This window comes from Reyranella aquatilis (genome assembly GCF_020880995.1).
Lineage (GTDB): Bacteria > Pseudomonadota > Alphaproteobacteria > Reyranellales > Reyranellaceae > Reyranella > Reyranella aquatilis.
The window spans coordinates 175808-200302 of the sequence record NZ_JAJISD010000012.1 but is presented as its reverse complement, the minus strand read 5'-3'; the positions used below and the strand labels follow the sequence as shown (position 1 = coordinate 200302).

26 protein-coding genes are annotated in these 24495 nt (G+C 68.1%); 10 read left to right on the top strand and 16 right to left on the bottom strand.

The window, feature by feature from the left end; all coding sequences use genetic code 11:
- The first annotated feature begins 43 nt into the window (after positions 1 to 43).
- The gene (locus tag LJ725_RS24205; RefSeq protein WP_230553526.1) at positions 44 to 1201 is read left to right on the top strand and encodes an aminotransferase class III-fold pyridoxal phosphate-dependent enzyme; all 1158 of its coding nucleotides are present in this window, start codon (positions 44 to 46) and stop codon (positions 1199 to 1201) included.
- Between the two features lie 503 nt (positions 1202 to 1704).
- Here LJ725_RS24205 and LJ725_RS24200 read toward each other — a convergent pair.
- Together LJ725_RS24200 and LJ725_RS24195 are read right to left on the bottom strand one after the other, a co-directional pair.
- Complete coding sequence (locus LJ725_RS24200; RefSeq protein ID WP_230553512.1) at positions 1705 to 2502, bottom strand: glycoside hydrolase family 25 protein; 798 nt, start codon at positions 2500 to 2502, stop codon at positions 1705 to 1707.
- A 13-nt stretch (positions 2503 to 2515) separates the two neighbouring features.
- Complete coding sequence (locus LJ725_RS24195) at positions 2516 to 2959, bottom strand: hypothetical protein (RefSeq protein WP_216958268.1); 444 nt, start codon at positions 2957 to 2959, stop codon at positions 2516 to 2518.
- Between the two features lie 116 nt (positions 2960 to 3075).
- Here LJ725_RS24195 and LJ725_RS24190 point away from each other — a divergent pair, with 116 nt between their 5' ends.
- Positions 3076 to 4671: a GMC family oxidoreductase gene (locus tag LJ725_RS24190; RefSeq protein ID WP_230553511.1), complete on the top strand. Its 1596-nt coding sequence runs from the start codon at positions 3076 to 3078 to the stop codon at positions 4669 to 4671.
- A gap of 73 nt (positions 4672 to 4744) precedes the next feature.
- On the opposite strand, the gene LJ725_RS24185 is transcribed toward LJ725_RS24190, so the two are convergent.
- Both LJ725_RS24185 and LJ725_RS24180 read right to left on the bottom strand, forming a co-directional pair.
- The gene (locus LJ725_RS24185) at positions 4745 to 6049 is read right to left on the bottom strand and encodes an HlyD family type I secretion periplasmic adaptor subunit (protein ID WP_268990844.1); all 1305 of its coding nucleotides are present in this window, start codon (positions 6047 to 6049) and stop codon (positions 4745 to 4747) included.
- A complete protein-coding gene (locus LJ725_RS24180; protein ID WP_230553510.1) occupies positions 6046 to 7872 on the bottom strand; it encodes a type I secretion system permease/ATPase in 1827 nt (608 codons plus the stop codon). The genes LJ725_RS24185 and LJ725_RS24180 overlap by 4 nt, the downstream gene beginning before the upstream one ends.
- Before the next feature lie 278 nt (positions 7873 to 8150).
- Between LJ725_RS24180 and LJ725_RS24175 the strand changes: the two genes are divergently transcribed.
- On the top strand, positions 8151 to 9200 hold the full coding sequence (locus tag LJ725_RS24175) for a glycosyltransferase family 2 protein (protein ID WP_230553509.1): 1050 nt from the start codon (positions 8151 to 8153) through the stop codon (positions 9198 to 9200).
- An 18-nt stretch (positions 9201 to 9218) separates the two neighbouring features.
- On the opposite strand, the gene LJ725_RS24170 is transcribed toward LJ725_RS24175, so the two are convergent.
- Positions 9219 to 10448: a glycoside hydrolase family 5 protein gene (locus LJ725_RS24170; protein ID WP_230553508.1), complete on the bottom strand. Its 1230-nt coding sequence runs from the start codon at positions 10446 to 10448 to the stop codon at positions 9219 to 9221.
- On the opposite strand from LJ725_RS24170, the gene LJ725_RS24165 reads away from it, so the two are divergent.
- Positions 10447 to 11637: a GntT/GntP/DsdX family permease gene (locus LJ725_RS24165; RefSeq protein WP_230553507.1), complete on the top strand. Its 1191-nt coding sequence runs from the start codon at positions 10447 to 10449 to the stop codon at positions 11635 to 11637. The genes LJ725_RS24170 and LJ725_RS24165 overlap by 2 nt on opposite strands.
- Before the next feature lie 96 nt (positions 11638 to 11733).
- Here the strand turns inward: LJ725_RS24165 and LJ725_RS24160 are convergent, their stop codons facing one another.
- Both LJ725_RS24160 and LJ725_RS24155 read right to left on the bottom strand, forming a co-directional pair.
- On the bottom strand, positions 11734 to 13494 hold the full coding sequence (locus LJ725_RS24160) for a flavin-containing monooxygenase (RefSeq protein ID WP_230553506.1): 1761 nt from the start codon (positions 13492 to 13494) through the stop codon (positions 11734 to 11736).
- A 22-nt stretch (positions 13495 to 13516) separates the two neighbouring features.
- A complete protein-coding gene (locus tag LJ725_RS24155) occupies positions 13517 to 14491 on the bottom strand; it encodes a Bug family tripartite tricarboxylate transporter substrate binding protein (protein ID WP_230553505.1) in 975 nt (324 codons plus the stop codon).
- Between the two features lie 188 nt (positions 14492 to 14679).
- Between LJ725_RS24155 and LJ725_RS24150 the strand changes: the two genes are divergently transcribed.
- A complete protein-coding gene (locus LJ725_RS24150; protein ID WP_230553504.1) occupies positions 14680 to 15897 on the top strand; it encodes an MFS transporter in 1218 nt (405 codons plus the stop codon).
- A gap of 21 nt (positions 15898 to 15918) precedes the next feature.
- On the opposite strand, the gene LJ725_RS24145 is transcribed toward LJ725_RS24150, so the two are convergent.
- Positions 15919 to 16194 (bottom strand): hypothetical protein, encoded by a 276-nt coding sequence (locus LJ725_RS24145; RefSeq protein ID WP_230553503.1) that lies wholly within the window; start codon positions 16192 to 16194, stop codon positions 15919 to 15921.
- 213 nt (positions 16195 to 16407) lie between these two features.
- Between LJ725_RS24145 and LJ725_RS24140 the strand changes: the two genes are divergently transcribed.
- Positions 16408 to 17034, top strand: a complete 627-nt coding sequence (locus LJ725_RS24140) for a TetR/AcrR family transcriptional regulator (RefSeq protein ID WP_230553502.1) — start codon at positions 16408 to 16410, stop codon at positions 17032 to 17034.
- 15 nt (positions 17035 to 17049) lie between these two features.
- Here LJ725_RS24140 and LJ725_RS24135 read toward each other — a convergent pair whose 3' ends face one another.
- Complete coding sequence (locus LJ725_RS24135; RefSeq protein ID WP_230553501.1) at positions 17050 to 17406, bottom strand: hypothetical protein; 357 nt, start codon at positions 17404 to 17406, stop codon at positions 17050 to 17052.
- A 74-nt stretch (positions 17407 to 17480) separates the two neighbouring features.
- Between LJ725_RS24135 and LJ725_RS24130 the strand changes: the two genes are divergently transcribed.
- Positions 17481 to 18209, top strand: coding sequence for a glutathione S-transferase family protein (locus LJ725_RS24130; RefSeq protein ID WP_230553500.1), 729 nt, complete (start codon positions 17481 to 17483; stop codon positions 18207 to 18209).
- A gap of 72 nt (positions 18210 to 18281) precedes the next feature.
- Here LJ725_RS24130 and LJ725_RS24125 read toward each other — a convergent pair whose 3' ends face one another.
- Both LJ725_RS24125 and LJ725_RS24120 read right to left on the bottom strand, forming a co-directional pair.
- Positions 18282 to 18497 (bottom strand): hypothetical protein, encoded by a 216-nt coding sequence (locus LJ725_RS24125; RefSeq protein WP_230553499.1) that lies wholly within the window; start codon positions 18495 to 18497, stop codon positions 18282 to 18284.
- Positions 18498 to 18763: 266 nt separating this feature from the next.
- Positions 18764 to 18976: a cold-shock protein gene (locus tag LJ725_RS24120; RefSeq protein WP_068191409.1), complete on the bottom strand. Its 213-nt coding sequence runs from the start codon at positions 18974 to 18976 to the stop codon at positions 18764 to 18766.
- 272 nt (positions 18977 to 19248) lie between these two features.
- Between LJ725_RS24120 and LJ725_RS24115 the strand changes: the two genes are divergently transcribed.
- A complete protein-coding gene (locus tag LJ725_RS24115; protein WP_230553498.1) occupies positions 19249 to 20715 on the top strand; it encodes an FAD-dependent monooxygenase in 1467 nt (488 codons plus the stop codon).
- Here LJ725_RS24115 and LJ725_RS24110 read toward each other — a convergent pair.
- Complete coding sequence (locus tag LJ725_RS24110) at positions 20691 to 21056, bottom strand: hypothetical protein (RefSeq protein WP_230553497.1); 366 nt, start codon at positions 21054 to 21056, stop codon at positions 20691 to 20693. The genes LJ725_RS24115 and LJ725_RS24110 overlap by 25 nt on opposite strands.
- A gap of 125 nt (positions 21057 to 21181) precedes the next feature.
- On the bottom strand, positions 21182 to 21829 hold the full coding sequence (locus LJ725_RS24105; RefSeq protein WP_230553496.1) for a TetR/AcrR family transcriptional regulator: 648 nt from the start codon (positions 21827 to 21829) through the stop codon (positions 21182 to 21184).
- Positions 21830 to 21983: 154 nt separating this feature from the next.
- Here LJ725_RS24105 and LJ725_RS24100 point away from each other — a divergent pair, with 154 nt between their 5' ends.
- Positions 21984 to 22316, top strand: a complete 333-nt coding sequence (locus LJ725_RS24100; RefSeq protein ID WP_230553495.1) for an STAS/SEC14 domain-containing protein — start codon at positions 21984 to 21986, stop codon at positions 22314 to 22316.
- Positions 22317 to 22454: 138 nt separating this feature from the next.
- Complete coding sequence (locus LJ725_RS24095; protein ID WP_230553494.1) at positions 22455 to 22775, top strand: alkylphosphonate utilization protein; 321 nt, start codon at positions 22455 to 22457, stop codon at positions 22773 to 22775.
- A gap of 30 nt (positions 22776 to 22805) precedes the next feature.
- On the opposite strand, the gene LJ725_RS24090 is transcribed toward LJ725_RS24095, so the two are convergent.
- The 3 genes from LJ725_RS24090 to LJ725_RS24080 form a co-directional block, all read right to left on the bottom strand.
- The gene (locus LJ725_RS24090) at positions 22806 to 22985 is read right to left on the bottom strand and encodes a hypothetical protein (protein WP_230553493.1); all 180 of its coding nucleotides are present in this window, start codon (positions 22983 to 22985) and stop codon (positions 22806 to 22808) included.
- Between the two features lie 85 nt (positions 22986 to 23070).
- Positions 23071 to 23511 carry an SET domain-containing protein-lysine N-methyltransferase gene (locus LJ725_RS24085; RefSeq protein ID WP_230553492.1) on the bottom strand — a complete coding sequence of 147 codons (441 nt, stop codon included), beginning with the start codon at positions 23509 to 23511 and terminating at the stop codon, positions 23071 to 23073.
- A gap of 76 nt (positions 23512 to 23587) precedes the next feature.
- Positions 23588 to 24454 (bottom strand): isocitrate lyase/PEP mutase family protein, encoded by an 867-nt coding sequence (locus LJ725_RS24080; RefSeq protein ID WP_230553491.1) that lies wholly within the window; start codon positions 24452 to 24454, stop codon positions 23588 to 23590.
- Positions 24455 to 24495: the final 41 nt, after the last annotated feature.

Genomic DNA, 24495 nt, shown 5'->3' with positions numbered 1-24495 from the left:
TCAGAAACTCAGGCAGCGTGCCCGGCAGGTCATTCCCGGCGGCATGTACGGCCACCTGCGCACCGACCGGCTGCCCGAGGGCTATCCGCAGTTCTTCGAGCGCGGCGAGGGCTGCCATCTCTGGGACGTGAACGGCAAGCGCTACGTCGACTTCATGTGCAGCTGGGGGCCCATCGTGGTCGGCCACGGCAATCCGGTGGTGGCCGAGGCGGTGGCGCGGCAGATGGCGGCGGGCGACTGCCTGAACGGCCCGTCGGAGCGGCTGGTCGAGCTGGCCGAGCGGCTGGTCGGGCTGATCCCGCACGCCGACTGGGCGCTGTTCGGCAAGAACGGCACCGATGCGACGACGACCTGCGTGACCCTGGCGCGCGCCGCCTCGGGCAAGCGCAAGATCCTGGTGGCCGAGGGCGCCTATCACGGCGCCATCCCGTGGTGCACGCCGAACCAATACGGCGTGACGCCGGAGGATCGCGCCCACATGCTGACGTTCAGGTTCAACGACACCGGCAGCCTCGAGAGCGCCGTGCAGCGCGCCGGCGACGACCTGGCGGGCATCGTCGTCTCCGCCTTCAAGCACGATTTCGGCAAGGACCAGGAGATGCCCGACGCGGCCTTCGCCCGTCGCGCGCGCGAACTGTGCGACGCCAACGACGCGGCGCTGATCGTCGACGACGTGCGCGCCGGCTTCCGGCTGACGATGCGCGGCAGCTGGGACCTGGTGGGAGTGCAGCCCGACCTCAGCGCCTGGAGCAAGGCGATCGCCAACGGCCATGCGCTGGCCGCCGTCACCGGCAATGACCGCTATCGCGAGGCCGCCTCCAAGCTCTACGTCACCGGCTCGTTCTGGTGCAGCGCCGTATCGATGGCGGCGGCGCTGGCGACGCTCGACGTGCTGGAGAGCGTCGACGGGCCGGCGCACATGCGCGCCATGGGCCAGCGGCTGCGGGACGGCATCGCCGCGCAATCGGCCGAGTTCGGCATCGGCGTGCGCCAGAGCGGTCCGCCGCAGATGCCGACGGTGCTGTTCGACGACGATCCCGACTGCGAGAAGGGCAACTTCTTCACCCTGGAGGCGCTGAAGCACGGCGCCTACCTGCACCCGCGCCACAACATGTTCCTGTCGACCGCCCACACCGAGGCCGACATCGACTTCGCCCTCAATGCGACCCGCGAGGCGTTCAAGGCGCTGGCGGCGCGGTGAACGTTTCCCCCGCACCCCCTCATCCTGAGGAGGCTGGCGGGGAATGAATGCAGCTAAAGCGAGAGGCTATGAACAGCCCCCATGACCTCATCCTGAGGAGCCGTGCGTAGCGCGGCGTCTCGAAGGATGGGAACGCGCACCCCGCCTCTTGCCCATCCTTCGAGACGCGCCGCTTCGGGGCGCTCCTCAGGATGAGGTGAGTGCTCAAATCGATTCAATTCATTTCCGGTCGGCCTCTGAGGAGGCTGGCCGGGAATGAATGCAGCTAAAGCGAGAGGCTATGAACAGCCCCCATGACCTCATCCTGAGGAGCCGTGCGCAGCACGGCGTCTCGAAGGATGGGAACGCGCACCCCGCCTGTCGCCCATCCTTCGAGACGCGCCGCTTCGCGGCGCTCCTCAGGATGAGGTGAGTGCTCAAATCGATTCAGTTCTCTCCGGCCAGCCACTCGGGGCGAGGTCTTTGTTGCAAGCTCGCCGTGGTTCTTTCCGTTCGAGAAGGCTTTAACTCCGCCCGCCGTTCTTCCACCAGCGGTTCAGGCTGGCGGCGTCGCCGTTGTACATGTTGCGGTCGCAATGGCCGACGCCCTCGACGTGGCGCGGCTCGCTGCCGTAGGCGAAGTTCTGCGAGGTCTCGTCGGCGACGTACTGCCAGAGCGTCCACTTCGACCAGGCGTTGGGCAGCCGGGGTTCCTCGCGATAGTCCGCGAGCCACAGATCGCAGCGCGACAGGAGCGAGCCCGGCAGCACGGGCGCATCGAGCCGGAGGCGCTTGCGGCCGTAGACTTCGCCGTTCGCCCAGGCGGGATGGGCGTAGAGCATCGGCAGCCGGCCCGTGGCCTTCTGCACCGTGCGGACGAAGGCTTCGGCCTGGTCGAGCCGCATCGTGTTGCGCGGGTTGGCGTCGTTGGGTTCGAGATCGAGCGCCATCACGGTCTGCGGGCCGGGCTGGCAGGCCGAGAGGAACGCTTCCGCCTGGCGTTCGCCGGAATACTGGCGCGTGCCGAAATGATAGCCGCCCCAGAGCAGGCCGGCCGCCTCGGCCTGGCGCCGCCGCGAGGCGTAGGAGGGATCGAACCAGTCGCCGCCCTCGGTCACCTTGTGGATCACGGCCAGGATGTTGCTGCGGCGGACCGCGGCGAAGCTGGTGACCTTCACGTTGTGGCTGATGTCGATGACGGCATCGAGGCCGGGCCGCGTCTGGCCCGTCGCCGAGGAGGAAGAGGCGGTCGGGGTCGGGCCACCGCAACCGGCCAGCGCCGGCAGGGCGAGGCCCGCCAGCATGCTTCTACGGGAGATCATCTCGGGAGCGTTCCTACTTGGCCTTCTTCAGCACGTTGGTGGCGGCCACCGAAACGCCCGCCCGGTTCTCGGTATAGAAGAGTTCGAGCGTGCCGTCGTCGAGAAGCGTGCCTTCGATGGCGCTGCCGCCCTGCCCGATCATGCGCACGCGCTTTCCGTCGGAGCCGATGACGCCGATGATCGGCTCGGCCTTCGATTCCGAGGAGAGCGTGCCCCAGAAGCGGCCCTCGTCCTGGCCGTCGATCTTCACCGTGATCTTGAGTTCGACCAGGCGGTTGCCGTCGACGATCGTCGCGGGCGACGTCACCGGGAAGTGAGCCGGCAGGCCGCTCACGATGCTCCTGTTCGTCCCCGTCCACGTGCCCGTCATGTCGACGGCGGCCGGCTGCGCGTGCGCGAGGCCGGCGGCGCAGGCGAGCGAGAGGCCGAGGGGAAGCAGGAGGGAGACACCGCGCATGGTTTTTTCCTTCGGGGTTGTCGGGGGCGCCATCATGCCCAAACATCGGCCGGCGTAAAGCCGGGCCATCGTCGCGGCAGTCGACAGGCGTTAACCCGCGCGGGATACTTGGCGCAATGGAATACGACTTCATCGTCGTCGGCGCCGGTTCGGCGGGCGCCGTCGTCGCCAACCGGCTGTCGGCCGATCCGAAGAACAAGGTGCTGCTGCTGGAGGCCGGACCCGCCGACCATCCGTGGACCCGCATTCCCGTCGGCTATTCCCGGCTGATTACCAATCCCGCCGTCAACTGGCTCTACAGTTCCGAGCCCGAGGCCAGCACCAACGGCCGCCGCATCCCGGTGCCGCGCGGAAAGCTGCTGGGCGGCTCCAGCGCCATCAACGGCCTCGCCTTCGTGCGCGGCCAGGCGCAGGACTTCGACACCTGGGCGCAGATGGGCAACCAGGGCTGGGCCTACGAGGACGTGCTGCCCTTCTTCAAGCGCATGGAAAGCTACGAGGAAGGCGACGAGGCGTTTCGCGGCCGCGGCGGCCCGTTGCGCGTCACCAATCCCCCGCCGCTGAACCCGCTCTACGCCACGGTGATCAAGGCGGCCGGCGAAGTCGGCATCCGTCACAATCCCGACTACAACGGCGCGAGCCAGGACGGCATCGCCATGAGCCAGGCCACGATCGCCTCGGGCTGGCGCATGAGCACCGCGCGCTGCTACCTCGACCCGGCGCGTCGCCGTCCCAACCTGCGGATCGTGACGGGCGCCCTCGCCTCCTCGCTGATCCTCGACGGCAGACGCTGCACCGGTGTGCGCTACCGGGTCGGCGAGACCGCGCACGAGGCCCGCGCTGCGCGCGAGGTGGTGGTGAGCGGCGGATCGATCAACTCGCCGCAGCTGCTCGAACTGTCGGGCATCGGCCAGCCGGACCGGCTGCGCGCACTCGGCCTCGAGGTCCGCCATGCGCTGCCGGGCGTCGGCGAGAACCTGCGCGACCATTATGCGCCGCGCACGCGCTGGACCATCGGCCGCAAGGGCGTGACCTTCAACGATCGTGGCCGCGGCCTCGGGCTCGTCAACCAGGCGCTGCGCTGGGCCTTCCGGCAGGACAGTCTCCTGTCCATGGTCGGCGCCCCCTTGCGCGCCTTCGTGCGTTCGCGCGAGGGCCTGGCCGCGCCGGACCTGCTGCTGGGCTGGGTGCCGATGTTCACCGAAGCCGGCCCGCGCGGGCCGCGCATCGCGCGCCAGTCCGGCGTCTCCTGCTACGCCCATCCGATGCGGCCCGAGAGCAAGGGCCACATCCACATCGTGTCCGCCGACGCCCGCCAGGCGCCGGAGATCCGCTTCAACTTCCTGTCGGCGCCGGTCGACGGCGAGCTCACGGTACGCGCCGTCCGCATCGCGCGCGCCGTCATGACCGCGCCGGCGATGGCACCGCTTCAGGTGACGGAGATCGCCCCGGGACCGGGCGGCAACAGCGACGACGAGATCCTCGACTGGGTGAAGCGCGCCGCCGAGACGACCTATCACCCCGTGGGCACGTGCAAGATGGGCTCCGACGCGATGGCCGTGGTCGATTCACGGCTGCGCGTCCACGGCATCGAGGGCCTGCGCATCGCCGACGCCTCGATCATGCCGACGCTCACCTCCGGCAACACCAACGCGCCCTCGATCATGATCGGCGAGAAGGCGGCGGACATGGTGTTGGAGGGCCGAGCATAGCTCGGCCCTGCGAGCGTCAGGACATCGCCTTGCGATGTCCGGGAGCGCCGAAGAAAGAACGACCACTCACGAGTTAACGCCCGCGGAACGCTCGCGCGAGCTGGTCGCTGAGGGGCTTCACCAGGAACGAGGCCACCGTGCGCGGCGTGGTCTGGATGAAGGCCTCGACCGGCATGCCGGCGAGAAGCTGCAGACCCTGGAGGCTCGCCATCCCGCTTTCGGCGACGCGGATGCGCACCGAGTAGTAGGGCTCGGTCGTCTTGTCGTCCTGCGTGACGTCGGCGCCGATATGGATCACCTCGCCGTCGACTTCCGGCGTCGTGCGCTGGTTGAAGGCGGCGAAGCGCAGCACGGCGTGCTGGCCGACATGGATCTGGTCGATGTCCTGCGGCGCCACCTTGGCATCGACGATCAGGGACTCGGAGTCCGGCACGATCAGCATCAGCGGCTCGCCCGCCTGGACGACGCCGCCCACCGTGTGGACGTTGCGCTGGAACACCCTGCCGTCCTGGGGTGCCACGAGATCGATGCGCTTCAGCTGATCGTCGGCCGCGATGCGGCGCTCGGTCATCTCGGATTTCTTGGCGCGAATCTCGGCCAGTTCCTTGCCGACCTCGGTGCTGAGGTCCTGGTCGATCTGGTGGATCTTCAGTTCCAGTTCGGCAATGCGGCCGCGATTCTGCGCCAGCGACGCCACGAGCGCCGAACGCTCGCCTTCCATGCGGGCCGAATCGCGCTCCAGCTGCGTGACGCGGCTGATCGGCACGAGGTTCTGCTTCCAGAGCGTCCGCACGCCGTCCAGTTCCTGAGCCAGCAGCTTCAGTTCCTTGCCCTTGGCGACTTCCTGCGCCTGGATGCCTTCGATCTGCAGGTTGAGCTGCTGGATCTGTTCGCGCAGCTGGGCCTTCTGGCCGTCGCGGGCGGTGCGGCGCATCTCGAACAGCTTCTGCTCGCCGCTCATCAGGCGCGCGACCTCCGGATCTTTCGCACGCGAGGTCAGCTCGGGCGGGAAGTCGACGGTCTTGTCGTTGTCGCGCTCGGCCTCGAAGCGCGCCTGGCGGGCGGCCAGTTCCTCCAGCGCCTTGGTCACGATGCCGAGGTTGGACCGGGCCTGCGTGCCGTCGAGCCGGACGACCACGTCGCCCTGCTTGACCTTGTCGCCTTCCTTGACGAGCAGCTCGCCGACCACGCCGCCGGTCGGGTGCTGGATCTTCTTCACGTTGGTGTCGACGACGAGCTTGCCGGGCGCGATCACCGCGCCGGAAAGCTGGGTCGTGGCCGCCCATCCCCCGATCCCGAACACGAGGACGAAGCAGGCGACCATGCCGATCAGCAGCGGGCGCCGCGTCAGCGCCGGGATCGAAACGGCGGGCTTCATGACGGCTCTTTCGCGCGCGCGACGGGAGCGACGGAGCCGAGCGTGGCCCGCAGCGGCACCGGCGGCGTTGCCCCGGCCGGGCCACCCGGAGCCCCCGGAACGCCCGGCGCCCCCGGCTGCGGCGCCGCCGCCTTCAACGTCTCGCGCAGCACGGCGTCCTTCGGCCCGAAGGCCTGCTGGCGGCCCCCGCGCATGACCAGCAGCTGGTCGACGGCGGCGAGCGCGCTGGGACGGTGGGCGATCACGATGGCGATGCCGCCGCGCGCCCGCACCGACATGATGGCCTTGGTCAGCGCCTCCTCGCCGTCATGGTCGAGGCTCGAGTTGGGCTCGTCGAGCACGACGAGGAACGGATCGCCATAAAGGGCGCGCGCCAGGCCGACACGCTGGCGCTGTCCGGTCGACAGGGCGGTACCGCTCTCGCCCATCTCAGTCTCGTAGCCGTTGGGCAAGGCGAGGATCATCTCGTGCACGCCCGCCGCCTGGGCCGCCGCGATCACCTTCTTGGCATCCGGCTCGGGCTCGAGACGCGCGATGTTCTGTGCGACCGTGCCGGCGAACAGTTCCATGTCCTGCGGCAGATAACCGATATGCTCGCCCAGAGCCTCCGACGACCACTGGTCGAGCGTGGCGCCGTCGATCCGGACCTTGCCCGTCACCGGCCGCCACACGCCCACCAGGGTGCGGGCGAGCGAGGACTTGCCCGAGGCGCTGGGGCCGATGATGCCCAGCCCCTGTCCGGCCTTCAGGGAGAAGGCAATGTCGCGTGCGACCAGCGTGTTGACGCCCGGCGGCGCCACGCTGACGGCCTCGACGGTCAGGGTCGCCTTGGGCTTGGGCAGCGCCATCATCTCGCGGTCGTCGGGGATACGGGCCAGAAGGTTGTTCAGCCGGTGCCAGCTCTGGCGGGCCGCCACGAAGACGCGCCACTGGGCGATCACCTGCTCCACCGGCGCGAGTGCCCGGGCCGACAGAATGGAGCCGGCGATGATGATGCCGGCCGTCGCCTGCCCCTTGATCACCAGATAGGCGCCGACCGCCAGCACCGCCGACTGCAGCGCCATGCGGAGCGCCCGCGAAAAGCTGCCCATGCCGCCGGTGATGTCGCCAGCCCGCTGATGGGCGCTCACGTAGCGGCGGCCGTAGTCCGCCCACTGGTGCGCGAACCGGCCGACCATGCCCATGGCGTGCAGCACCTCTGAATTGCGCCGGCTGGCCTCGGCCAGACCGTTGCGCCGGGCGGAGAGCGAGGAAACCTCGATCGAGGGCTGGCGAACCTTCACCTCGGTCATGAAGGTGATGGCGACCAGGATCAGGGCGCCGACCGTCGCCGTCAGGCCGATTAGCGGATGGAACAGGTAGCAGATGCCGAGGTAGAGCGGCATCCAGGGCAGGTCGAACAGGGCCGGCGGACCGCCGCCGGACATGAAGGTGCGGATCGCGTCGAGGTCGCGGACCGGCTCAAAACCGTTCATCTGCGGCGCCCGCAGCGGCAGCTTGACCAGCAGATGGTAGATTCGCCGGTCCAGCGCCTCGCTGAACCCGCCGGCGATCCGGATCAGGACCCGGTTGCGCACGATGTCCAGCACCGCCTGGAAGCCGTAGAGGCCGAGCGCCAGCACGCACAGCGCGACCAGGGTGGGCACGCTGCGGCTGGGCAGCACCCGGTCGTAGACCTGCAGCATGAAGAAGGAGCCGGTGAGATACAGGACGTTCAGGACGGCTGTAAAAACCGCCACGCCCAGGTAGGAAGAGCGGCAAGACCTGAGGGTTTCCGCCAGCTCGGTGCGTGGCGATCCGGCAGGAGATGGGGCCTGCGCCATACTCGTCTGATCCTTTGTCGGCAGCCCGGCCGTCCCCGGACGGCGAGCCGACCAGACCCACTACCATCGACAAACTGCGGCTGTCTCTCCCTTTCGACTGCAAAAAACCGCTTTTGACTGCGATTGAGAGTCTTTACGTAGGGGCCATGGCAGGCCACGGCTGGACCCTCTCTCGAGGTTGCAGTGGCCGCCTTCGTCGCCCATCTTCAGTCTGCAGCCGCAGGATCGGTGCGATCGCCCCGCCCAGAGTTCGATAAAGTCACACGGAACCAGTCAGTATGCCTTCAACGCCTCCGGTCGGAGTGGTGATCGCCAATTACAACAACGGCGCCTTCGTGGGACGGGCGATCGAATCCGTTGCGCGCCAGTCCTGCCGCGACCTGCGCACGATCGTGATCGACGACGCCTCGACCGACCGGTCGGACGAGGAGATCCGTAGCTGCCTCGCACGCCTGAACGATTCCCGCTTCGACTACATCCGTCTCGACACCAACGTGGGACAGACCGGCGCCATCAAGCGCGGCCTCGCCCAGCTCGACACGCCCTTCGTCGGCTTCCTCGATTCCGACGACAGGTGGTACGAGAACTTCATCGAGCGGCATCTGTGCGTGCACATGAACGCCGCGTTCCCCGTGTCCCTCACCTATTGCGATTCGCACATCATTGATGCCGACGACCGGCTGCTGGCCGGCACCGCCTGGTGGTTCGAGAAGGGCAAGACGACGGGCGGGACCTTCGACGCCAACGTCGTGCCGCGCATCGATCCGGCGACCGGCGATTTCACGTTCCCGACCAACGGACGGGTGACGTTCCATCCGCAATGGACGGCGCTCAGCGCGACCAACAGCATGGCGAGCATGATGTTCCGGCGCAGCTTCGTGGACCTCGTGCTGGTCGTGCCCGATAGCGACCTCAAGCTCTATCTCGACTACTACCTGTCGACCTTCGCCGGCCTGCTGACGGGATCCGTCGCCATCCACGATGCGCTCTATGCCTATCGGATGCACGGCTCGAACAAGCATTCGAACGCCTCCGTCATGGGCGGCACCTACAATTCATCGACCAAGGACTGGGGTCCGATCCGCGACCACATCCTTCGCCTGGTCGAGCGAATCCTCGACGAGGAAGCGACCTCCATCCGCGCCGCGTTCGGCGAGTGGCGCCACGCGAACTCGAAGGCGCTCGTCCGCCGCGCGCTCGACGCCGAATCGCCCGGCAGCAAGGGCGCCTGGATCCGCTTCCTCGATTCGATGGAAGCGCGCCTGGCACCGCTCCTGGGAGCGGGGAAGCCGGGCTCGTCCGGGCGGCAGTGGCGCCGCGGACACTGAGGGCGGAGCGGCCCTCCGCTAGGGAGCGCCCTTCAGGCCGAGCGAGGCCAGATAACTCCAGCGCACCGTGCCGTTCCTGAACCGTATCCCGTCGAGATACTGCGCCACGGCGCGATCGATCAGCGCCGGCGACGGCCTCTCCTTCGTGGTGCCGTCGGCAAAGGCCACGATCTCCTTCCAGCCCTCGGGCCGCGGGATCGAGACGATCGTCGATGGCGTGTCGAGGTTCTTGTAGGTCCAGAACGACCAGCCGATGCCATGCCGCTCGTGCAGGCGGCGGAATTCCTCGTTCCATTCGTCGGTGAGTTCGCCGGTCTCGCCGAGGAACAGCGGCACGTCGTACAGGTTGGCGAAGTTCAGGTGGCGCTGGATCGAGTCGCGCTTCGTCGACGCCCAGAACGAGTGATAGGTGTAGGCGAGGTTCCTCGCGAAGGGCGGCCCGAACATCGCGAAGCTCGAGCTCCACTGGCCGCCGGCCAGAATGACGATGCGCTCGGGATCGACGTCGCGGATCGCCGCCGTCGCGCGCTTGTAGAAGGGCTCGAGCCGCGCGTTGAGCGTCGCCACGTCGTGATAGGGCGCGATCGGCTCGTTCAGGATGTCGTAGCCCAGGATCGCCGGGTTGCCGCGATAGCGCTGTGCCACGGCCCGCCACAGCTTGATGGTGAGGTCGCGGTCGCGTCGGACGTAGAACATCAGCGGATAGCCCGGGCCGTCGTCGTGATTGATGCCGGTCTGGCCGCCGGGCGCCGCATGCAGGTCGGGAATGACGTAGAGGCCGGCGGCGGCGGCCCAGCCGACGACCCGGTCTAGCAGCGCCCAGCCTTCGCCCTCGATCTCCCCATCCACCCCCATGAACAGCCGCCAGTGCAACGGCACGCGCACCATGTTGAAACCGACCGACTTGATGAAGCGGATATCGTCCTCGGTGATGTAGCTGTCGCGATACTCGCGCCAGAAATCGGCGGCGCGCTCGGGTCCCAGCAGCCGATCGAACGCGCCGTAGATCTGGCGCGGCGACTTCGCGACCTCGAACTTGAACATGTAGCCTTCCGGCATCAGCCAGTTGCCGAGGCTGATGCCCTTGAGGCGCAGGATGCGGCCATCGGGCTCGACGAAGTTCTTGCCTTCGATGCGCACCAGCGCTTCCGCATGGGCGACGGGAGCGGCGAGACCCATCATGAGCAGAAGGGCGACGAGGAGGCGCATGACGGGACTGTAGCAGGCCATTAAGGTTCGTCCCGTCATGATTCTCGCGTCTCTCCTGCTCCCGATCGCCGTCGCCGCCATCGTCTTCCTGGTCCAGCGCGTCCGCCTGCCGGCCTTCCTCGCGATCATGGCCACGGTCGTCGTCTACGGCATTGCCGCCGACATGACCTTCCAGTCGGTCGGCAAGGCGTTCGGGCTGGGCTTCACGACGGCGTTGGAGCAGACGGGACTGCTGGTCGTCGCGGGTGCCCTCGTGAGTGCCCTGCTGTTGCGCACGCCGCTCGGCACGGGCACGTCGGCGGCCGCCGGCCTGGTCGCGGGCCTCGGCGCCTCCGCGTCCGGCGGGCTGGCGCTGCTGCAGCCGGCCGGGCAGGACGCGCCGCGCCGCGCACTGGGCCTCGCATTGACGCTCTTGGCAGTGGCCGCCCTGCTCGCCCCTTCGCCGCTCGCGGTCGCGGCGGCCTCGGTGATGAAGGCCAACATCCGCACCGAATTCGTGATCGCCCTTCCCGTGGCGGCGGCGGCCGTGGCGCTGGGCTGGTGGCACGTGGCCCGCCAGGTCCCCTCGGCACCGGTCGAAGGGCAGCTCTCCTGGGCCTGGCTCTGCGTCGGCATTCCGCTGGTGCTGCTGGTGCTGCAGTCGGTCGCGCAGATGCCGACCGAGCCGCTGGGCAAGGGCGGCGCCCGCGAATTCTATGTCGGCATCTCCAAGCCGCTGATGCTGACGGCCATCGCCCTCACGCTGGCCGTCGTCTTCGCCCGCCGCTGGGAGCCTTCGGCGCTGGCCGGCCGCTCCTGGGCGCCGCTGCTGCTGGCCGTCGGCGCGTCGGGCGGCCTCGCCCGCGTCTTCGACGAGACCGGCATGTCGGAACTGCTGGCCGAATATGCGCTGCACCCGCGCTACGGCGTGCTGACGCCGTTCCTGGCGGCCGCCATCGTGAAGACGATGCAGGGCAACTCGCTCACCGCCGTGCTCACCGCCTCGGGCATGGTCGAGCCCCTGCTGCCGGCGCTCGGCCTCGACAGCGCCTCGGGCCGGGCCATCGCCGCCGCCGCCGTCGGCGCGGGCTCGATGGCGATCTGCCACGTCAACGACCCCTTTTTCTGGATCGCCGCCCACATGGGCCGCCTGTCGCCCGGCCGCGCGCTCTACGTGATCTCGCTGGGCAGCGCCGTCATGGCGATCGGCGCGCTGGTGGTAATCGCGACGATCAGGCAGTTCATTTGAGTTCAATGGAGCGCGCAACTCCAGTTGCGCTCATGTCTTTTTCCTCAAGGCTTGAGCGCCACTGGAGTGGCGCGTTCCAATGAATCGATTCGAACGTTAAGCGATCAGCCCCTCTTCCCGCGCCTTGATCTGCAGGGCGAGGTAGCGCGAGTAGATGCGGCACTGGGCGAGGCTGCCGGCGATGAACCACAGGCCGGGCTGCGGCGTCGGCTTGAACATGTTGGCGAGTTCGCCGCCGGCATCGAAGCCCCAGACCGGTCCGATCCGGTCGGCCACCGCGTCGCCCAGGAAGGCGCGTACCGTCTCCTGCTGGTTCTCGTAGCCGGTGGCGACCACCACCAGCTCGGCCTCGCGCAGCGTCCCGTCCTTCAGGCGCACGCCGCCGGCCTCGAACCGGTCGATCTCGTCGTACTGCATCAGGTCGATGCGGCCATCAACGATCATGTCCGAGCAGCCGACGTTGAAGTAGTAACCGCCGCCGCGGCGCAGATACATCATCTGGAAGCCGGTATCGTCCTCGCCGAACGTCAGGCGAAAGCCGCGCTTCTCCAGTCCCGACAGGAGATCGCGATCGACCCGGCGCATCTCGGCGGTCGAGAGCTGGTAGGCGCGCTGCAGCACCGGATAGGGCGAAGCCGCGGCCAGCAGGTCGCAATCCTCGAACGGCAGGCCCTCGGTATAGATCGCATAGACCTTCTGCGCCTCGCGGATCGACACGACATAGGTCGGGCTGCGCTGCACCATCGTCACATGGGCGCCGCTTGCGCACAGATCCTGCGCCACGTCGTGGCCGCTGTTGCCGGTGCCGACCACGATCGCCTTGCGCCCGTTCCACGCCGTGCCGTTGGTGTACTCGCCGGAATGCATCACCGTGCCGGCGAAGTCGTCGAGGCCCGGGAGCGACGGCTTGATCGGAATGGCACTGACGCCGGTGGCGAAGACGACATGGCGCGGATGCAGCACGCGCTCGGTGCCGTCGCCGCGCTTCAGGGTCACCGTCCAGCGTTGCGCGGCTTCGTCATAGCTGCCGGAGGTCAGCTGCGTGTCGGCCCAGTAGTTGAGGTCGAGATTCTCGACATAGGATTCGAACCAGTTCGCCAGCTTGTCCTTGGGAATGAACACCGGGAAGGTCGGCGGGAACGGCATCAGCGGCAGGTGATTGACGTGCACCTCGTTGTGCAGGGTGAGCGAGTGATAGCGCCGCCGCCAGTTGTCGCCGATCCGCTGGTGGCGATCGACGACCAGCGTGTCGACGCCCAACGCCCGCAGGCGCGCGGCGGTGGCGAGGCCCGCCTGGCCGCCGCCGACCACGAGCACGACGGGATCGCGATCCTCGTAGGCCTGCGCCTTGACGCGCTGGTCGAGCCAATTGGCGCCGCCGAAGTCGCGGCTGTAGCGCTCGGCATCGCTCAGTTCGCGCGGCCGGCCGTCGGGCCAGCCGTGCAGTTCCTCGAGCGTGGTGAGCAGCGTCCAGGCGCGCCAGGTTCCGCCGTCGTCGACCAGACGCGCGACGGCGTTGGCCCGCCCGAAGGCCGTCTCGAACTCGAAGATCGTCTCGATGCAATCGACGCCGGCCCGCTTCACGCGGCGCGGCGGCGTGCGCGAAGCCGGAACGTGGACGTCCCTCGCCGCGGTCCGCGCCAGCAGCGGCGCCAGCGCGGCCGCGATCGCGGTCCTTCCCGAGTGAGTGACGACGTCCCAGGTGAAGGCCAGCACGTCGCGCCAGTGTCCTTCGGCCAGGAAGGTAGCCGCGACGGCCGTCGCATCCTGCGCCTGGAGGGCGGCAGCAAAAGAATCGAGCCAGTGCGAGGCGATCTCTCCCGCCTCGTCCGGAACTTCGGCAACTTGTACGGACATGAACGCTTGCTCCGGATGAGGGTCAGTCGAGCTTCACGCCGGAAGCCTTCACGGCAGGCTCCCAGAGCTTGCGGTCTTCGGCGAGAAACTGGTCGAAGCCGGCGCGACCCGGCGGCGGCAGGTCGAGGCCGAGATCGTCGTTCCAGCGCTTCTGGATGTCGGCCGACTTCAGCGCCTCGGTAATGGCCGCTTCGAGCCGCGCGAGGATCGGCTCGGGCGTCCCGGCGGGCGCGCCGATTCCGTACCACGAGGTGGCGACATAGCCCGGCACGGTCTCGGCGATGGCGGGAATGTCGGGCGCCGCCTTGGAGCGCTGCGCCGAGGTGACGCCCAGCCCCTTCAGCTTGCCTGCCCGGACCTGCGGCAGCATGGACGGCATGTTGGCGAACATCATGTTCACGATGCCGGCCATGAGATCGGAATAGACAGGGCCTGCACCCTTGTAGGGCACGTGGATGATGTCGACGCCGGCCATCTTCTTGAACAGCTCGCCGCTCAGGTGCAGCGAGGTACCCGGACCCGACGAAGCGAAGGAATACTTGCCCGGCTCCTTCTTGCAGAGCGCGATCAGCTCCGCGACGTTGTTGGCGGGTAGCGACGGCGTCACGCCCAGCAGGTTGGCGAGGATCGCCACGCGCGAGACCGCCACGATGTCCTTGTCGGGATTGTAGGGCAGCTTCGTGTAGAGCATCGGGTTGAGCGTATGGCTGGCCACCGAGATGAGGCCCAGCGTGTAGCCGTCGGGTGCGGCGCGCGCGAGTTCGACGGTGCCGATATTGCCGCCCGCGCCGCCCTTGTTGTCGACGACGAAGGTCTGGCCGAGGATCTTGGAGAGCTGGTCGCACATCAGCCGGCTCACCGTGTCGGTGCCGCCGCCCGGCGCGAAGGGGCAGATGAACTTCACCGTCTTGTTCGGCCACATGCCCTGACCGAGCGCGACGGCAGGCACGATCGACGGCGCGGCGAGAGCCGCGACGAGCAGGCTACGTCTCTTCATGGGTGTTCCTCCGCTTTTTCTGTTTCGTCGAGCGTAGCACAACCGCCCCGCACCCCAAGCCGTCGACGGCTCCATTCGCACCGCTTCGCGCCGCCAGGAGGCCTCGTGCGCTTACAGAGCGAAAGATCGCGGGGCTGGCGCGGACACCGCATGGGCGAAGAGCGGCGCGCTTTGGTAGACTCGCTGCAATGGACTCGCCGATCCGGGAGCTTCTGCGTTCGCCCGACTTCCTGCGACTGTGGCTGGTCGGCGCCTTCGCCAATGCCATGCGCTGGCTCGAGCTGCTGGCCTCGGGCCTGTTCGCCTGGGAAGCCACGCACTCGGCCTTCGCGGTCACCGTCGTGGTGGCGCTGCGGCAGGTCCCGCAGCTCCTGTTCGGCGCGTTCGCGGGCGCCCTCTCGGAGGCGCTGAACCGCAAGCTGATCTTCATGCTGGCGCTCGTCGTGCCGGCGCTGATCTCGACGCTGCAGGCGACGCTCGCTGCTACCGGACATCTGGAAGTCTGGCACGTCGCGGTGGCCAACCTCGTCTCCGGCACCATGTGGTCGACGGAGATGTCGACCCGCCGTCGCATGGTGGGCGAGGTGGCGGGCCCGCATCGAATCGTCACCGCCATCGCACTCGACAGCGTGACCTCGGCCGCGACGCGGGCGATCGGCCCGCTGCTGGGCGGCATCGCGTTCCAGTGGCTGGGCATGAAGGGCGCGTACACGATTACCGCTCTCGTTCAGTTCGCCGGCGCCTTCGCGATCGCCGGCCTCGTCCACGCACAGGTGACGCGGCGGCTGGATTTCGTGCGGATCCCGCACGAGATCGCCGAGGGGCTGCGTTTCGCCTGGACGCGGCCCACCATCCTGCTGGTGTTCGGCATCACCATCGTGACCAACGCCTTTGCGTTCGCCTATTCGGGCCTCGTCGCTCCGCTCGGGCAGGGCGCCTTCCAGGTCTCTCCCGCGCTGGTGGGCTTGCTGGCGGCGGGCGAGCCGCTGGGCGCCCTGATCGGCGGCGCGCTGATCGCGGCGGGCTTCCTGCGCATGGACCGGCGGCTGGCCTTTGCCGGCGGCGCAGCCCTCTTCATGGCGGCCCTGATCCTGATGGCCCTGTCGCCCTTCTACTGGCTGGCCTTCGCCCTGTTGGTGCTGGGCGGCTTCGGCACGGCGGGCTTCGGCAACATGCAGTCGACCCTGATGCTGACCGAGGCGCCGCCCGAGATGCGCAGCCGGCTGATGGGCGTCGTGACGATGTGCATCGGCACCGCCCCGCTCGGCCAGCTCGCGGCCGGCGCGATCTCCGATGCGATCGGCCCGCGCGGGGCGGTGATCGCGATGGCTGTGACCGGACTGGTCCTCACCGCCCTGATGGTGGCGGCAGTTCGGAGACGGCCGCCGACGCCGCCTCCGCCGTGAGCGGCCGGGCCGCTCGCCCCGTTACTTGAGGAACTTCAGGCACTCGCCCGCGGCTTCGGCCGCGGCGCGGGCGTTGTCGCGGGACATCGAGCCGTTCATCACCATCGGGCGGGCGACGCCGGTCAGGGCGTCCTTGATGTCGGTCTTGGGCGTCATGGTCGGCGCGACCTTGCTGTAGAGGAGCTGCCCGTCCTTGGAGAGCTGGCCCGCGCAGGCGGACGCGGCCGCCTGATCGGCCGCATGGGCCGAAACCGGCAGGAGAACGAGGCCGAGCACGGACAGGAACTTCAAACGCATCAATCATCTCCCAAAACGCCTAAGCGGCGGGCGGGACTTTAGGAAACTCCAGGGGGCATTTCACCGGTCGCGAATGCATAGGCGACGCCCCGGCCCGGAAGATGTCCGCTGGCGTGCATCGCGGATAGACGCCATAATTGCATTCGGCCCGCACAATTCGATTGCGGGAGGCGAGGACGGATACCGGTGCGGAACGGCAACGAAACGACGAGGGTGGCATCACCACGGACTGCGCCGAAGCCGCGCCGCCTCGATGGACGCGCCCTGCGCAGCGAGCGGACCAAGCAGCTCATCATCGAAGCCTATCTGGAGCTGCTGCGCGAGAGTTCGCAAATCCCCACGGCAGCACGGATCGCCAAACGCGCCGGCTATTCGGTGCGCTCGATCTTCGAACGTTTCGACGACCTGCTGGGGCTCAGCCTGGCCGCCGCCGACTATGCCTTCGCCGAGGGGCTCGCCCAGGCCGCGATCCGCGACCTCGACGGCACGCGCGAACAGCGCCTGCGGGCGCAGGTCGAGACCCGTGCGGGCATTTGCGAACGCTGGCTGTCGCTATGGCGGGTGCTCCTGCACCATCAGCACGAGTCGAACTTCCTCAAGACGCGGATCGGCCTCATGCGCGACGCGGTGTGGGCGCGGCTCGCCCTGATGTATCGCGCGGAACTCGATCCGCTGCCGGAGTCCGACCGCCGGAAGATCCTCATTGCGCTCGAGCAGCTCACGGATTTCGAGAGCTGGGGCCGCATGCGCGAGCGCCATGGCCTGTCCGTCGAGGAAGCGATCGACGCCTGGATCGCCGCGATCGACAGGCTCCTGCCGGCGACGCCAGTCGCACGCTGACGAGGCCGCGCCGGGTCAGCGCGCGTTCGCGGTGGCGGACGCCGGCGGGACCTTGAACTTTCTCGACTGCAGGAGCTCCTCCATCTCGGCGATGCCGCGCGCATAGTCGCCGCGTTCGCAATCGATGCTGGCGGCGATACGGGTCATGTTGCGACGGCCGTCGGAATGGGCGCTGCGGCCCGCGCTGTAGCGGTCATAATGGTCGATGAGCTGCTTGCAGCGCGACGCCTCGGGGGAGGTCGGTTCCGCCACCGCCCGACCCGGCAGGGCCAGACAGACGAACGCAGCAACCAGGAAAAGGGAAAGGAAGGGGAGAAGGTAGGTCATGCCCTGAGCAACGAAGCGGGGTGCTGCTTGTTGCGTGCGCGGCAAGGTGCCGCCTTTCCGCGGTTGAGCTGGTAGAAGGGAGACAGCCCAACGGCTTGGTTTTCAGGGGAACCCGGAAAATGCTCACGCTCTATCACGGCTGGCGGTCATCGGCCTCGCGGCGGGTCCGCCTGTGCCTCGCCGAGAAGAACCTTCCCTTCGAAAGCAAGGTGATCGACCTCACGAAGATGGAGCACCATGCGCCGTCGTTCCTGAAGCTCAATCCCAACGGTGTCATTCCTCTCCTGATCCTGGAGGACGGGCGGTCGCTCTACGAGAGCGGCACGATCTGCGAGTATGTGGACGAGACCTGGCCGGAGCCCCCGCTGCGTCCCGCCGACGCCTACGGCCGCGCGGTGATGCGGAACTGGATCCGCCACGTCGACGGGCTGATCGGCAACCTGATCATCTTCAACTGGGCGCATTCGATGGCGAAGGTCGCCACTCAATGGTCGGACGCCGAACTCGCCGAGAAGCTCGCCAACGTTCCCAGCAAGGAGCGACGCGAGGCGTGGCTGCGCACCGCCCGCCGGCCCTACACCGACGAGGAGCGCCAGGAAGCGCGCACCAGGCTGACGGTCGGCCTGGTCGACCGGATGGAAGAGACGCTGCGCCAGAGCCGATGGCTGGCCGGCGACGACTATTCGCTCGCCGACATCGGCGCCGTGCCCTTCATCAAGCGCATCGACGAGGAGATCGCACCGGAGGAGATCACCGGGGCGAAGCATCCGCGCGTCGCCGAATGGTGGGCCGCAATCCAGGCGCGTCCGGCATTCGCCGCGGCCAGGATCGGGCCGTTCACGGCATGACGCGGACGGTCACCTTCGATCTGCAGGCACGAGGGGGGCGAAAAGGGCCGGGGCTCGAACTCGCCTCGACGATCAGGCGCGCACCAGCGTCTTGATGGCGAGCGCCGGCTTGCCGGATTTCTCGGCAACCTCGCGATCCTGCTCGGCGATGATGTCGCGCGCCGGCAGGTCTTTTTCGAGCCCCTGGAGGGCATCTGACGGCACGCGGCGGTTCGAGCGCTGGCTTCCGTCTTCGTAAGTGACGTTGAACAGCACGTATTCCGTGCGCTTGCTGGATTTCTTGCCCATCGGGGCCTCCAAGTGTTCAGGTCCGTCGACATCGAAGGGGTTCAGGGCGCGTTTCCCCGTCGGGAGCGCGTGCAGGAAGCGTGCTTTGGCGTCTGGACCCTGAAAGCGGTCGCGCGCGCCAGGGACGGAAAACAATATCGGACGCAGCCACCGCTACGGCCGCGCCCCGGCCGTGGAGGCCAGCGAAAAAGAAAAACCCCGCACCCAGAGGGTGCGGGGCCTTTTGCTGGGCTGGAGCGTGGCTGCCGCAGGCGGCAGCCAGCTCGTCAGCCGGCAGTCTTCAGATTGTCGGCAGCCATCTTGCCGCTGCGACGGTCGGCGACGAGTTCATACTCGACCTTCTGACCTTCGTTCAGCGTGCCCAGGCCCGCGCGCTCGACGGCGCTGATGTGCACGAAGGCATCGGCACCGCCGTTGTCCGGCTGGATGAAGCCGAAGCCCTTCTGAATGTTGAACCACTTCACGGTTCCCGTAGCCATGGGTAACCCTTTCACTACTTTAGATATGCTTGCCCGCGCAGCGTCCCACAAAAAACAAAGGGAACGCGCAGCCGGCCGTCGAATTCGCACTGGTTTTCGGGATCAAGAGTTCGTGGAGCGGGTTGCCGGCAGGGCCGGGAACGCGGACCAAATCAATCGTCCGTCTATCGACGCGCTGGATATGGCCCTTTGCCCGGGCTTTTGCAAGGACCGATTGGACGCCCCTCCCGGGCCCGATAAGCTCGCCGCCCCGAACAGGGGGAGGATATAGCATGCCCGGCAGCCCCAAGGTGCTCATCGCGGGGGCAGGCCCCGTCGGCCTCACGCTCGCCAACGAACTGGTCCGCCACGGCATTTCGGTGCGCATCGTCGACAAGGCGGCGCAGCGCACCGACAAGTCCAAGGCCCTCGTCATGTGGAGCCGCACGCTCGAACTGTTCGACGATGCGGGCTATGTCGGGGCGTTCCTGTCGGCCGGCCTGCAGGCGCACGGTGCGCAGATCTCGACCGGCAAGCAGGTCGTCGCCCGCGTATCCCTCGATCTGATCGACAGCCGCTTCGCCTACGGGCTGATGATCCCCCAGAGCGAGACCGAGCGCATCCTCGAGGAGCGCCTGGCCGCGGCGGGAGTGACGGTCGAGCGCTGCGTCGAACTGGGCGGCTTCACGGACAGGGGCGATTCGGTGGAGGCGAGCCTCATCGCAGCCGGGGGCGCCCGCGAGACGGTTCGGGCCGACTGGCTGGTGGGCTGCGATGGCGCGCATTCGACGGTGCGCCACGGGCTCGGCTTCGCCTTCGAGGGCTCCACCCTGCAATCGCGCTGGGCGCTGGCGGACGGCCATGTCACCGGCCTCGAACCGCAGGATCACCTGCACATCTTCTGGCACCGCGACGGCATCCTCGCCTTCTTCCCCATCGTCGGCGATCGCTGGCGGGTGGTCGCCGACCTCGGCGCCGGCGAGGGCGAGGGCGGCGACACAGATCCGACACTCGACGACATCAACGGGCTGATGGCCCGTCGCGGATCGCCGGGCATCGTCATGACCGATCCCATCTGGCTCGCGGCGTTTCGCATCAACGAGCGCAAGGTGAAGGACTACTCCCGAGGCCGCGTGTTCCTCGCCGGCGACGCCGCCCACATTCACAGTCCGGCCGGCGGCCAGGGCATGAACACGGGCATCCAGGACGCCTTCAATCTCGCCTGGCTCGCCCTGGTGATCGAGGGCGCCGCCAGGCCGGCACTGCTGGACAGCTATTCGGCGGAGCGATCGGCGGTCGGCGAGAAGGTCCTCCGGAACGCGGGACGGCTGACCGAAATGGCGACGATGCGCAATCCGCTGTTGCAGGACATCCGCAACACCATCGTGCGCTTTGCCGCCAGTTTCCCGCAGGTCCAGCACAAGGTCGCAGACCAGCTGGGCGAAATGGACATCGGCTATCCGGAAAGCCCCCTCACAGCCGCGAGCGGGCAGCTTCCCGATGGCCCGAAGGCGGGTGAACGCTGGCCGCACCGGCTGGCCGGAGGCGCCGGCGGGTGCCGCTTCACCGTGCTCGGCCCTCCCGATCTGGTGGCCGGATTGGTCGCCAAGTTTCCGCGGCTCGCCGTGGCGGCGCCCGGACAGAGCGCCGCAGATACGATGACGCTGCGCCTCATCCGGCCCGACGGATATGTGGGATTTGCCGGCGGGCCGCAGGAGGCGGCCCGGGCCGAAGCCTATCTCGCGGCGCTGGCCTGCTGATCGGGTGACGCCGGCATCCCCGTCCGCGGCGTCATCAGCCAGCCCCGGGCATCAAGGGCATCGGCAAACACGCGGAAGGGGCGCGGTCCGACCCGCTGCTTCAGCAGGATCGCCATGTCGATGTTGAGCGTGCCCTGGACCACCAGCGCGACCGGACCCGCCTCGCCATCGCTTCCGTATTCCAGCAACATGCGGGCGACCGATTGCAGGTCGTCCCGGTCGAGGACGAGATCCCCGCCCCTGATGTCGACCAGCTTGGCGTGCCCCTTGGTTCCCTCGATTTCGGTTGCCAGCAGATAGCCCTCGATATCCTCTCGGCCGATGGCGCCTTCACCGTTCACGGTGAGAATTCCGAAATGATCACTCCGCGTCCAACGAAGCGGCATGCTCAACCCCCAACGCCCGCAACAACAAATTCTCTCAAAAAGAGCAAACTGCGCTGTCGCGAAAAGGTTGCGCCCTGACGTCAGGAAACCTGAGGCAGCATCCGCTCGATGGCCGACGCCCATACGTCGAGAGCGGCCTCCCAGGGCAGACCGAAATCCTCCCGCAGGGCTCCCCAGCTCTCGAAGCTGGTGAGGGTCGCCAAGGCGAGGACGAGAGTGTCGCGCGACTTGGGATCCAGGGCGGCGAGTTCGGGCCGGTACATCAGTTCCAGCCGCTCGACGTTGGCGCGGCGAACCGCCAGCACCCGCGCACGGATGTCGGGCGGCTGCTCCTCGACCGGCTTGCCCGTCAGGATCCGCCACAAGGGAAGCCACTTCTCGCAGGCCTGGGCGCGCGTATGCACGTGCGAGCGGATGCGTGCCGCCCGATCACCGTCGACATCCCGGGGCTCGGCCTCGGCCTGGCCGACCGCGATGGCATAGTCGGCGGTGGCGAGGCTGAGGGCTTCCAGGTCGGTGAACCGCTCGAAAATCGATCGAACCGAATAGCCGGCCCGCGCCGCGATCTCCGCCGCGGTCGGCATGCGCCGGTGCTCCTGCAGCAACAGCAGGTAGGCTTCGATGATCAGGTGCCGGGTGCGCTCGCTGCGCAGGCGCCTTCCGTCGAAACGGATCGGCTCCGAGACGGCTTCGACTGCGTCGGGCGGGACAGCCTCATGCGAGGTCACGGGTTCGGGCTCCCACTTGAATGAGGGATCAGCAATAGGCCCGCCGCCCGTCAACGTCACCCCCTCCTTTCGCATCTCTGGCGTTTCAGCGGACCCGCTGGCAGATTTGCCCGCCATGCCGGTTCACTGGACCATCGATTCGAAACATCGTCTCATGACCGTCGTCGCCGAGGGCGACGTCACGCGGCCCGAGTTCGAGGCCTATCTGGACGTGATCGACAACGCGGAACTCTACACTTACCGGAAACTGTTCGACGGCGGCGCCGCAGACACCAGCATGGGCGCCGAGAACATCCTCGCGGTGGGGGTACGCATGCGATCGGCCCACCAGACCCGCGCGGTCGGCCCGCTGGCCGTGGTCGTGCCCGAGGACAAGATCGCCATGGTGTCCCGCGTCCTCGGCATGCTGGCGGCGGCGGACCGGCCCATGCGGGTGTTCCACGAGGCCGGACCGGCCCGCGACTGGATCCTCAAACAGCCCGTCTAGGGAACGCGACGGGTGGCGCCCCCCCCGGCCCAACACGGCTGAGCGGTGGCGGACATCCGGGGCGAGACAAAGCGCCGGGTTGTGACGGCCGGTCCCGGCCTGTAGGCCGCTCTCCCGATTGCAGGAACCGAGGCGCCAATGGCCGACACCGACGACGACTATGTCTACGACGAAGCCAGCGGCGAGTGGATGCCCGCCGCGGAAGCCGCTGCGAAGAAAGCGGCGGCCGAGGCGGCGGCGCAAAGCGTGGAGGTTTGCGATTCGGTCGGCAAGGTGCTGGCCGACGGCGACAGCGTCATCCTCGTCAAGGATCTCAAGGTGAAGGGCGCCAACCAGACGCTGCAACGCGGCACGGTCATCAAGAGCATCCGCCTCACCGGCGACGCCCAGGAGATCGACTGCCGCCACGACACCATCAAGGGCCTGGTGCTGCGCGCCGAATTCGTCCGCAAGCGCTGAGACGAGGAAAGGCCTGAGCGCCGCGTTCGCTCAGGGCATGGTCCCCGGCGGACGGCGTTCGCCGGGCCGGACACGGCGATCCTCGTCTTCGGGCCCGACGCTGCGACCGGTGTCGCTGTCGCGCGGCTGCACCGTCTCGCCGGTACCGATATCGCGTTCGATATCGTTGGGGGATCGTTCACGCGGCTTCGGATCGGGATCGGCGGCCATCGCGGTCTCCTCGTGTCTGGACGAGGAAGTGAACGGGCCGGGAGCTGGTCCGGTTGCCGGACCGATCCCGCCCTTCAGGAACGGGTTACTTGCGACGCCGCCGCTTTGCGCGCGCCGTCGCCGGCACGACCTCGTCGCGATGGAGATTGTCGTGACGGGCGTCCATCAGCCGGTAGTCCATGACGAGTTCCTCGCCGGCCTTGATATCGCGCAGCGCGTAGTAGGTGACGTCGCCGTCGTCCGAGCCGATGTTGGGATTGGCGTCGTGGTTCATGTACCAGCCGGTCGAGATCCGCAGGAAGTCGATCGGCGCCCAATAGCCGCCGGTGGTGCGGATGCCGAAGCGCTTGATGAGCTGGGCCTGCGGCGAGGCATGGGCCCTGGCGAGCGGTATCCAGCGGCTGTCCTTGCCGTCCCACACCCGGACGAGCTCGTCCTTCTTGATGTCGATGTCGGCGAAACAGCCGAGGCCATGGATCGAAGAGGCGCCGAGATGGACGAACGCCTTGCTGACTTTGCGCTTCATGGACTCTCTACTCTCGGGAATGCCCGCGCGCCCGGCACACTCTCCGAACGCGCGCGGCAGGCAAGCGTGACGGAACTCAGGCCTTCACGATGAACGGCTTGGCCGCGGCATCGTAGTCGGCATAGCCCAGCGTCGCCCGCAGGTCGGCCGGCGACAGAGCGGCCTTGCTCTCGGCCTCGCCGGCCTTGAGCGCGGCCAGTCCGGCCTTCATGCCGGCAGCGGCGGGCGACAGCATGCCGGTCGGATAGGTGCCGATCTTGAAGCCGAGCTTCAGGGCTTCGGTCTGCGAGGGCGTGGCGCGCGGCGCACCGGGCGACAGCACCGCGAAGGACGGACGACCCTTGGCGGCGGCGACGCCGCGCCGGATCTCCTCGTCATCGGCCGGCGAATCGAGGAACAGGATGTCGGCGCCCTCCTCGACATACATCTCGATGCGCGCCACGGCCTCGTCGATGCCCTGCGTCGGGCGGCAGTCGGTTCGCGCCAGCACGAGGATGCCCGATTCCTTCGCGGCCTGGACGGCGGCGCGGATCTTCATGCGCGCTTCCTCGCGCGGCAGGCAGGGCTTGCCGGCGGCGGTGAGCGCGCGCGGCGTGATCTTGTCCTCGATCAGCACGGCGGCGGCGCCGGCGCGGCCATAGGCGCTCACGGTGCGCTGCACGTTCATCGCATTGCCGTAGCCGTGATCGCCATCGGCCAGGACCAGCAGGTCGGGCGCGGCACCGCGCACCATGTTGAAGGAATCGAACATCTCGCCGAACGAGACGAGGTCGAGATCCGGACCGCCCAGCCGGCTGGCCGCGACGCACGAGCCCGAGAGGAAGGCCGTCTTGAACCCCTCGCCATAGGCCAGCTTGGCCGTGAGCCCGTCCCACACCGCCGGCATGACGACGAGGCCGGGTTCGGCCAGCAGGGCGCGCAGACGTTGGGGGGCAGTGGTCACTTCGGATCTCCTCGGGTTTCCGCAAAGGGCGGCGGACGATA

Excerpts from the sequence above, each read along its gene's own strand:
- LJ725_RS24165 (WP_230553507.1), top strand. The coding sequence starts at position 10,447 with ATGATTCTCGCGTCTCTCCTGCTCCCGATCGCCGTCGCCGCCATCGTC.
- LJ725_RS24115 (WP_230553498.1), top strand. The coding sequence starts at position 19,249 with ATGCCCGGCAGCCCCAAGGTGCTCATCGCGGGGGCAGGCCCCGTCGGC.
- LJ725_RS24085 (WP_230553492.1), bottom strand. The coding sequence starts at position 23,511 with ATGAAGCGCAAAGTCAGCAAGGCGTTCGTCCATCTCGGCGCCTCTTCG.
- LJ725_RS24090 (WP_230553493.1), bottom strand. The coding sequence starts at position 22,985 with ATGGCCGCCGATCCCGATCCGAAGCCGCGTGAACGATCCCCCAACGAT.
- LJ725_RS24170 (WP_230553508.1), bottom strand. The coding sequence starts at position 10,448 with ATGACGGGACGAACCTTAATGGCCTGCTACAGTCCCGTCATGCGCCTC.
- LJ725_RS24145 (WP_230553503.1), bottom strand. The coding sequence starts at position 16,194 with ATGCGTTTGAAGTTCCTGTCCGTGCTCGGCCTCGTTCTCCTGCCGGTT.
- LJ725_RS24175 (WP_230553509.1), top strand. The coding sequence starts at position 8,151 with ATGCCTTCAACGCCTCCGGTCGGAGTGGTGATCGCCAATTACAACAAC.
- LJ725_RS24205 (WP_230553526.1), top strand. The coding sequence starts at position 44 with ATGTACGGCCACCTGCGCACCGACCGGCTGCCCGAGGGCTATCCGCAG.
- LJ725_RS24180 (WP_230553510.1), bottom strand. The coding sequence starts at position 7,872 with ATGGCGCAGGCCCCATCTCCTGCCGGATCGCCACGCACCGAGCTGGCG.
- LJ725_RS24185 (WP_268990844.1), bottom strand. The coding sequence starts at position 6,049 with ATGAAGCCCGCCGTTTCGATCCCGGCGCTGACGCGGCGCCCGCTGCTG.
- LJ725_RS24200 (WP_230553512.1), bottom strand. The coding sequence starts at position 2,502 with ATGATCTCCCGTAGAAGCATGCTGGCGGGCCTCGCCCTGCCGGCGCTG.
- LJ725_RS24150 (WP_230553504.1), top strand. The coding sequence starts at position 14,680 with ATGGACTCGCCGATCCGGGAGCTTCTGCGTTCGCCCGACTTCCTGCGA.
- LJ725_RS24120 (WP_068191409.1), bottom strand. The coding sequence starts at position 18,976 with ATGGCTACGGGAACCGTGAAGTGGTTCAACATTCAGAAGGGCTTCGGC.
- LJ725_RS24095 (WP_230553494.1), top strand. The coding sequence starts at position 22,455 with ATGGCCGACACCGACGACGACTATGTCTACGACGAAGCCAGCGGCGAG.
- LJ725_RS24195 (WP_216958268.1), bottom strand. The coding sequence starts at position 2,959 with ATGCGCGGTGTCTCCCTCCTGCTTCCCCTCGGCCTCTCGCTCGCCTGC.
- LJ725_RS24160 (WP_230553506.1), bottom strand. The coding sequence starts at position 13,494 with ATGTCCGTACAAGTTGCCGAAGTTCCGGACGAGGCGGGAGAGATCGCC.
- LJ725_RS24100 (WP_230553495.1), top strand. The coding sequence starts at position 21,984 with ATGACCGTCGTCGCCGAGGGCGACGTCACGCGGCCCGAGTTCGAGGCC.
- LJ725_RS24190 (WP_230553511.1), top strand. The coding sequence starts at position 3,076 with ATGGAATACGACTTCATCGTCGTCGGCGCCGGTTCGGCGGGCGCCGTC.
- LJ725_RS24130 (WP_230553500.1), top strand. The coding sequence starts at position 17,481 with ATGCTCACGCTCTATCACGGCTGGCGGTCATCGGCCTCGCGGCGGGTC.
- LJ725_RS24155 (WP_230553505.1), bottom strand. The coding sequence starts at position 14,491 with ATGAAGAGACGTAGCCTGCTCGTCGCGGCTCTCGCCGCGCCGTCGATC.
- LJ725_RS24125 (WP_230553499.1), bottom strand. The coding sequence starts at position 18,497 with ATGGGCAAGAAATCCAGCAAGCGCACGGAATACGTGCTGTTCAACGTC.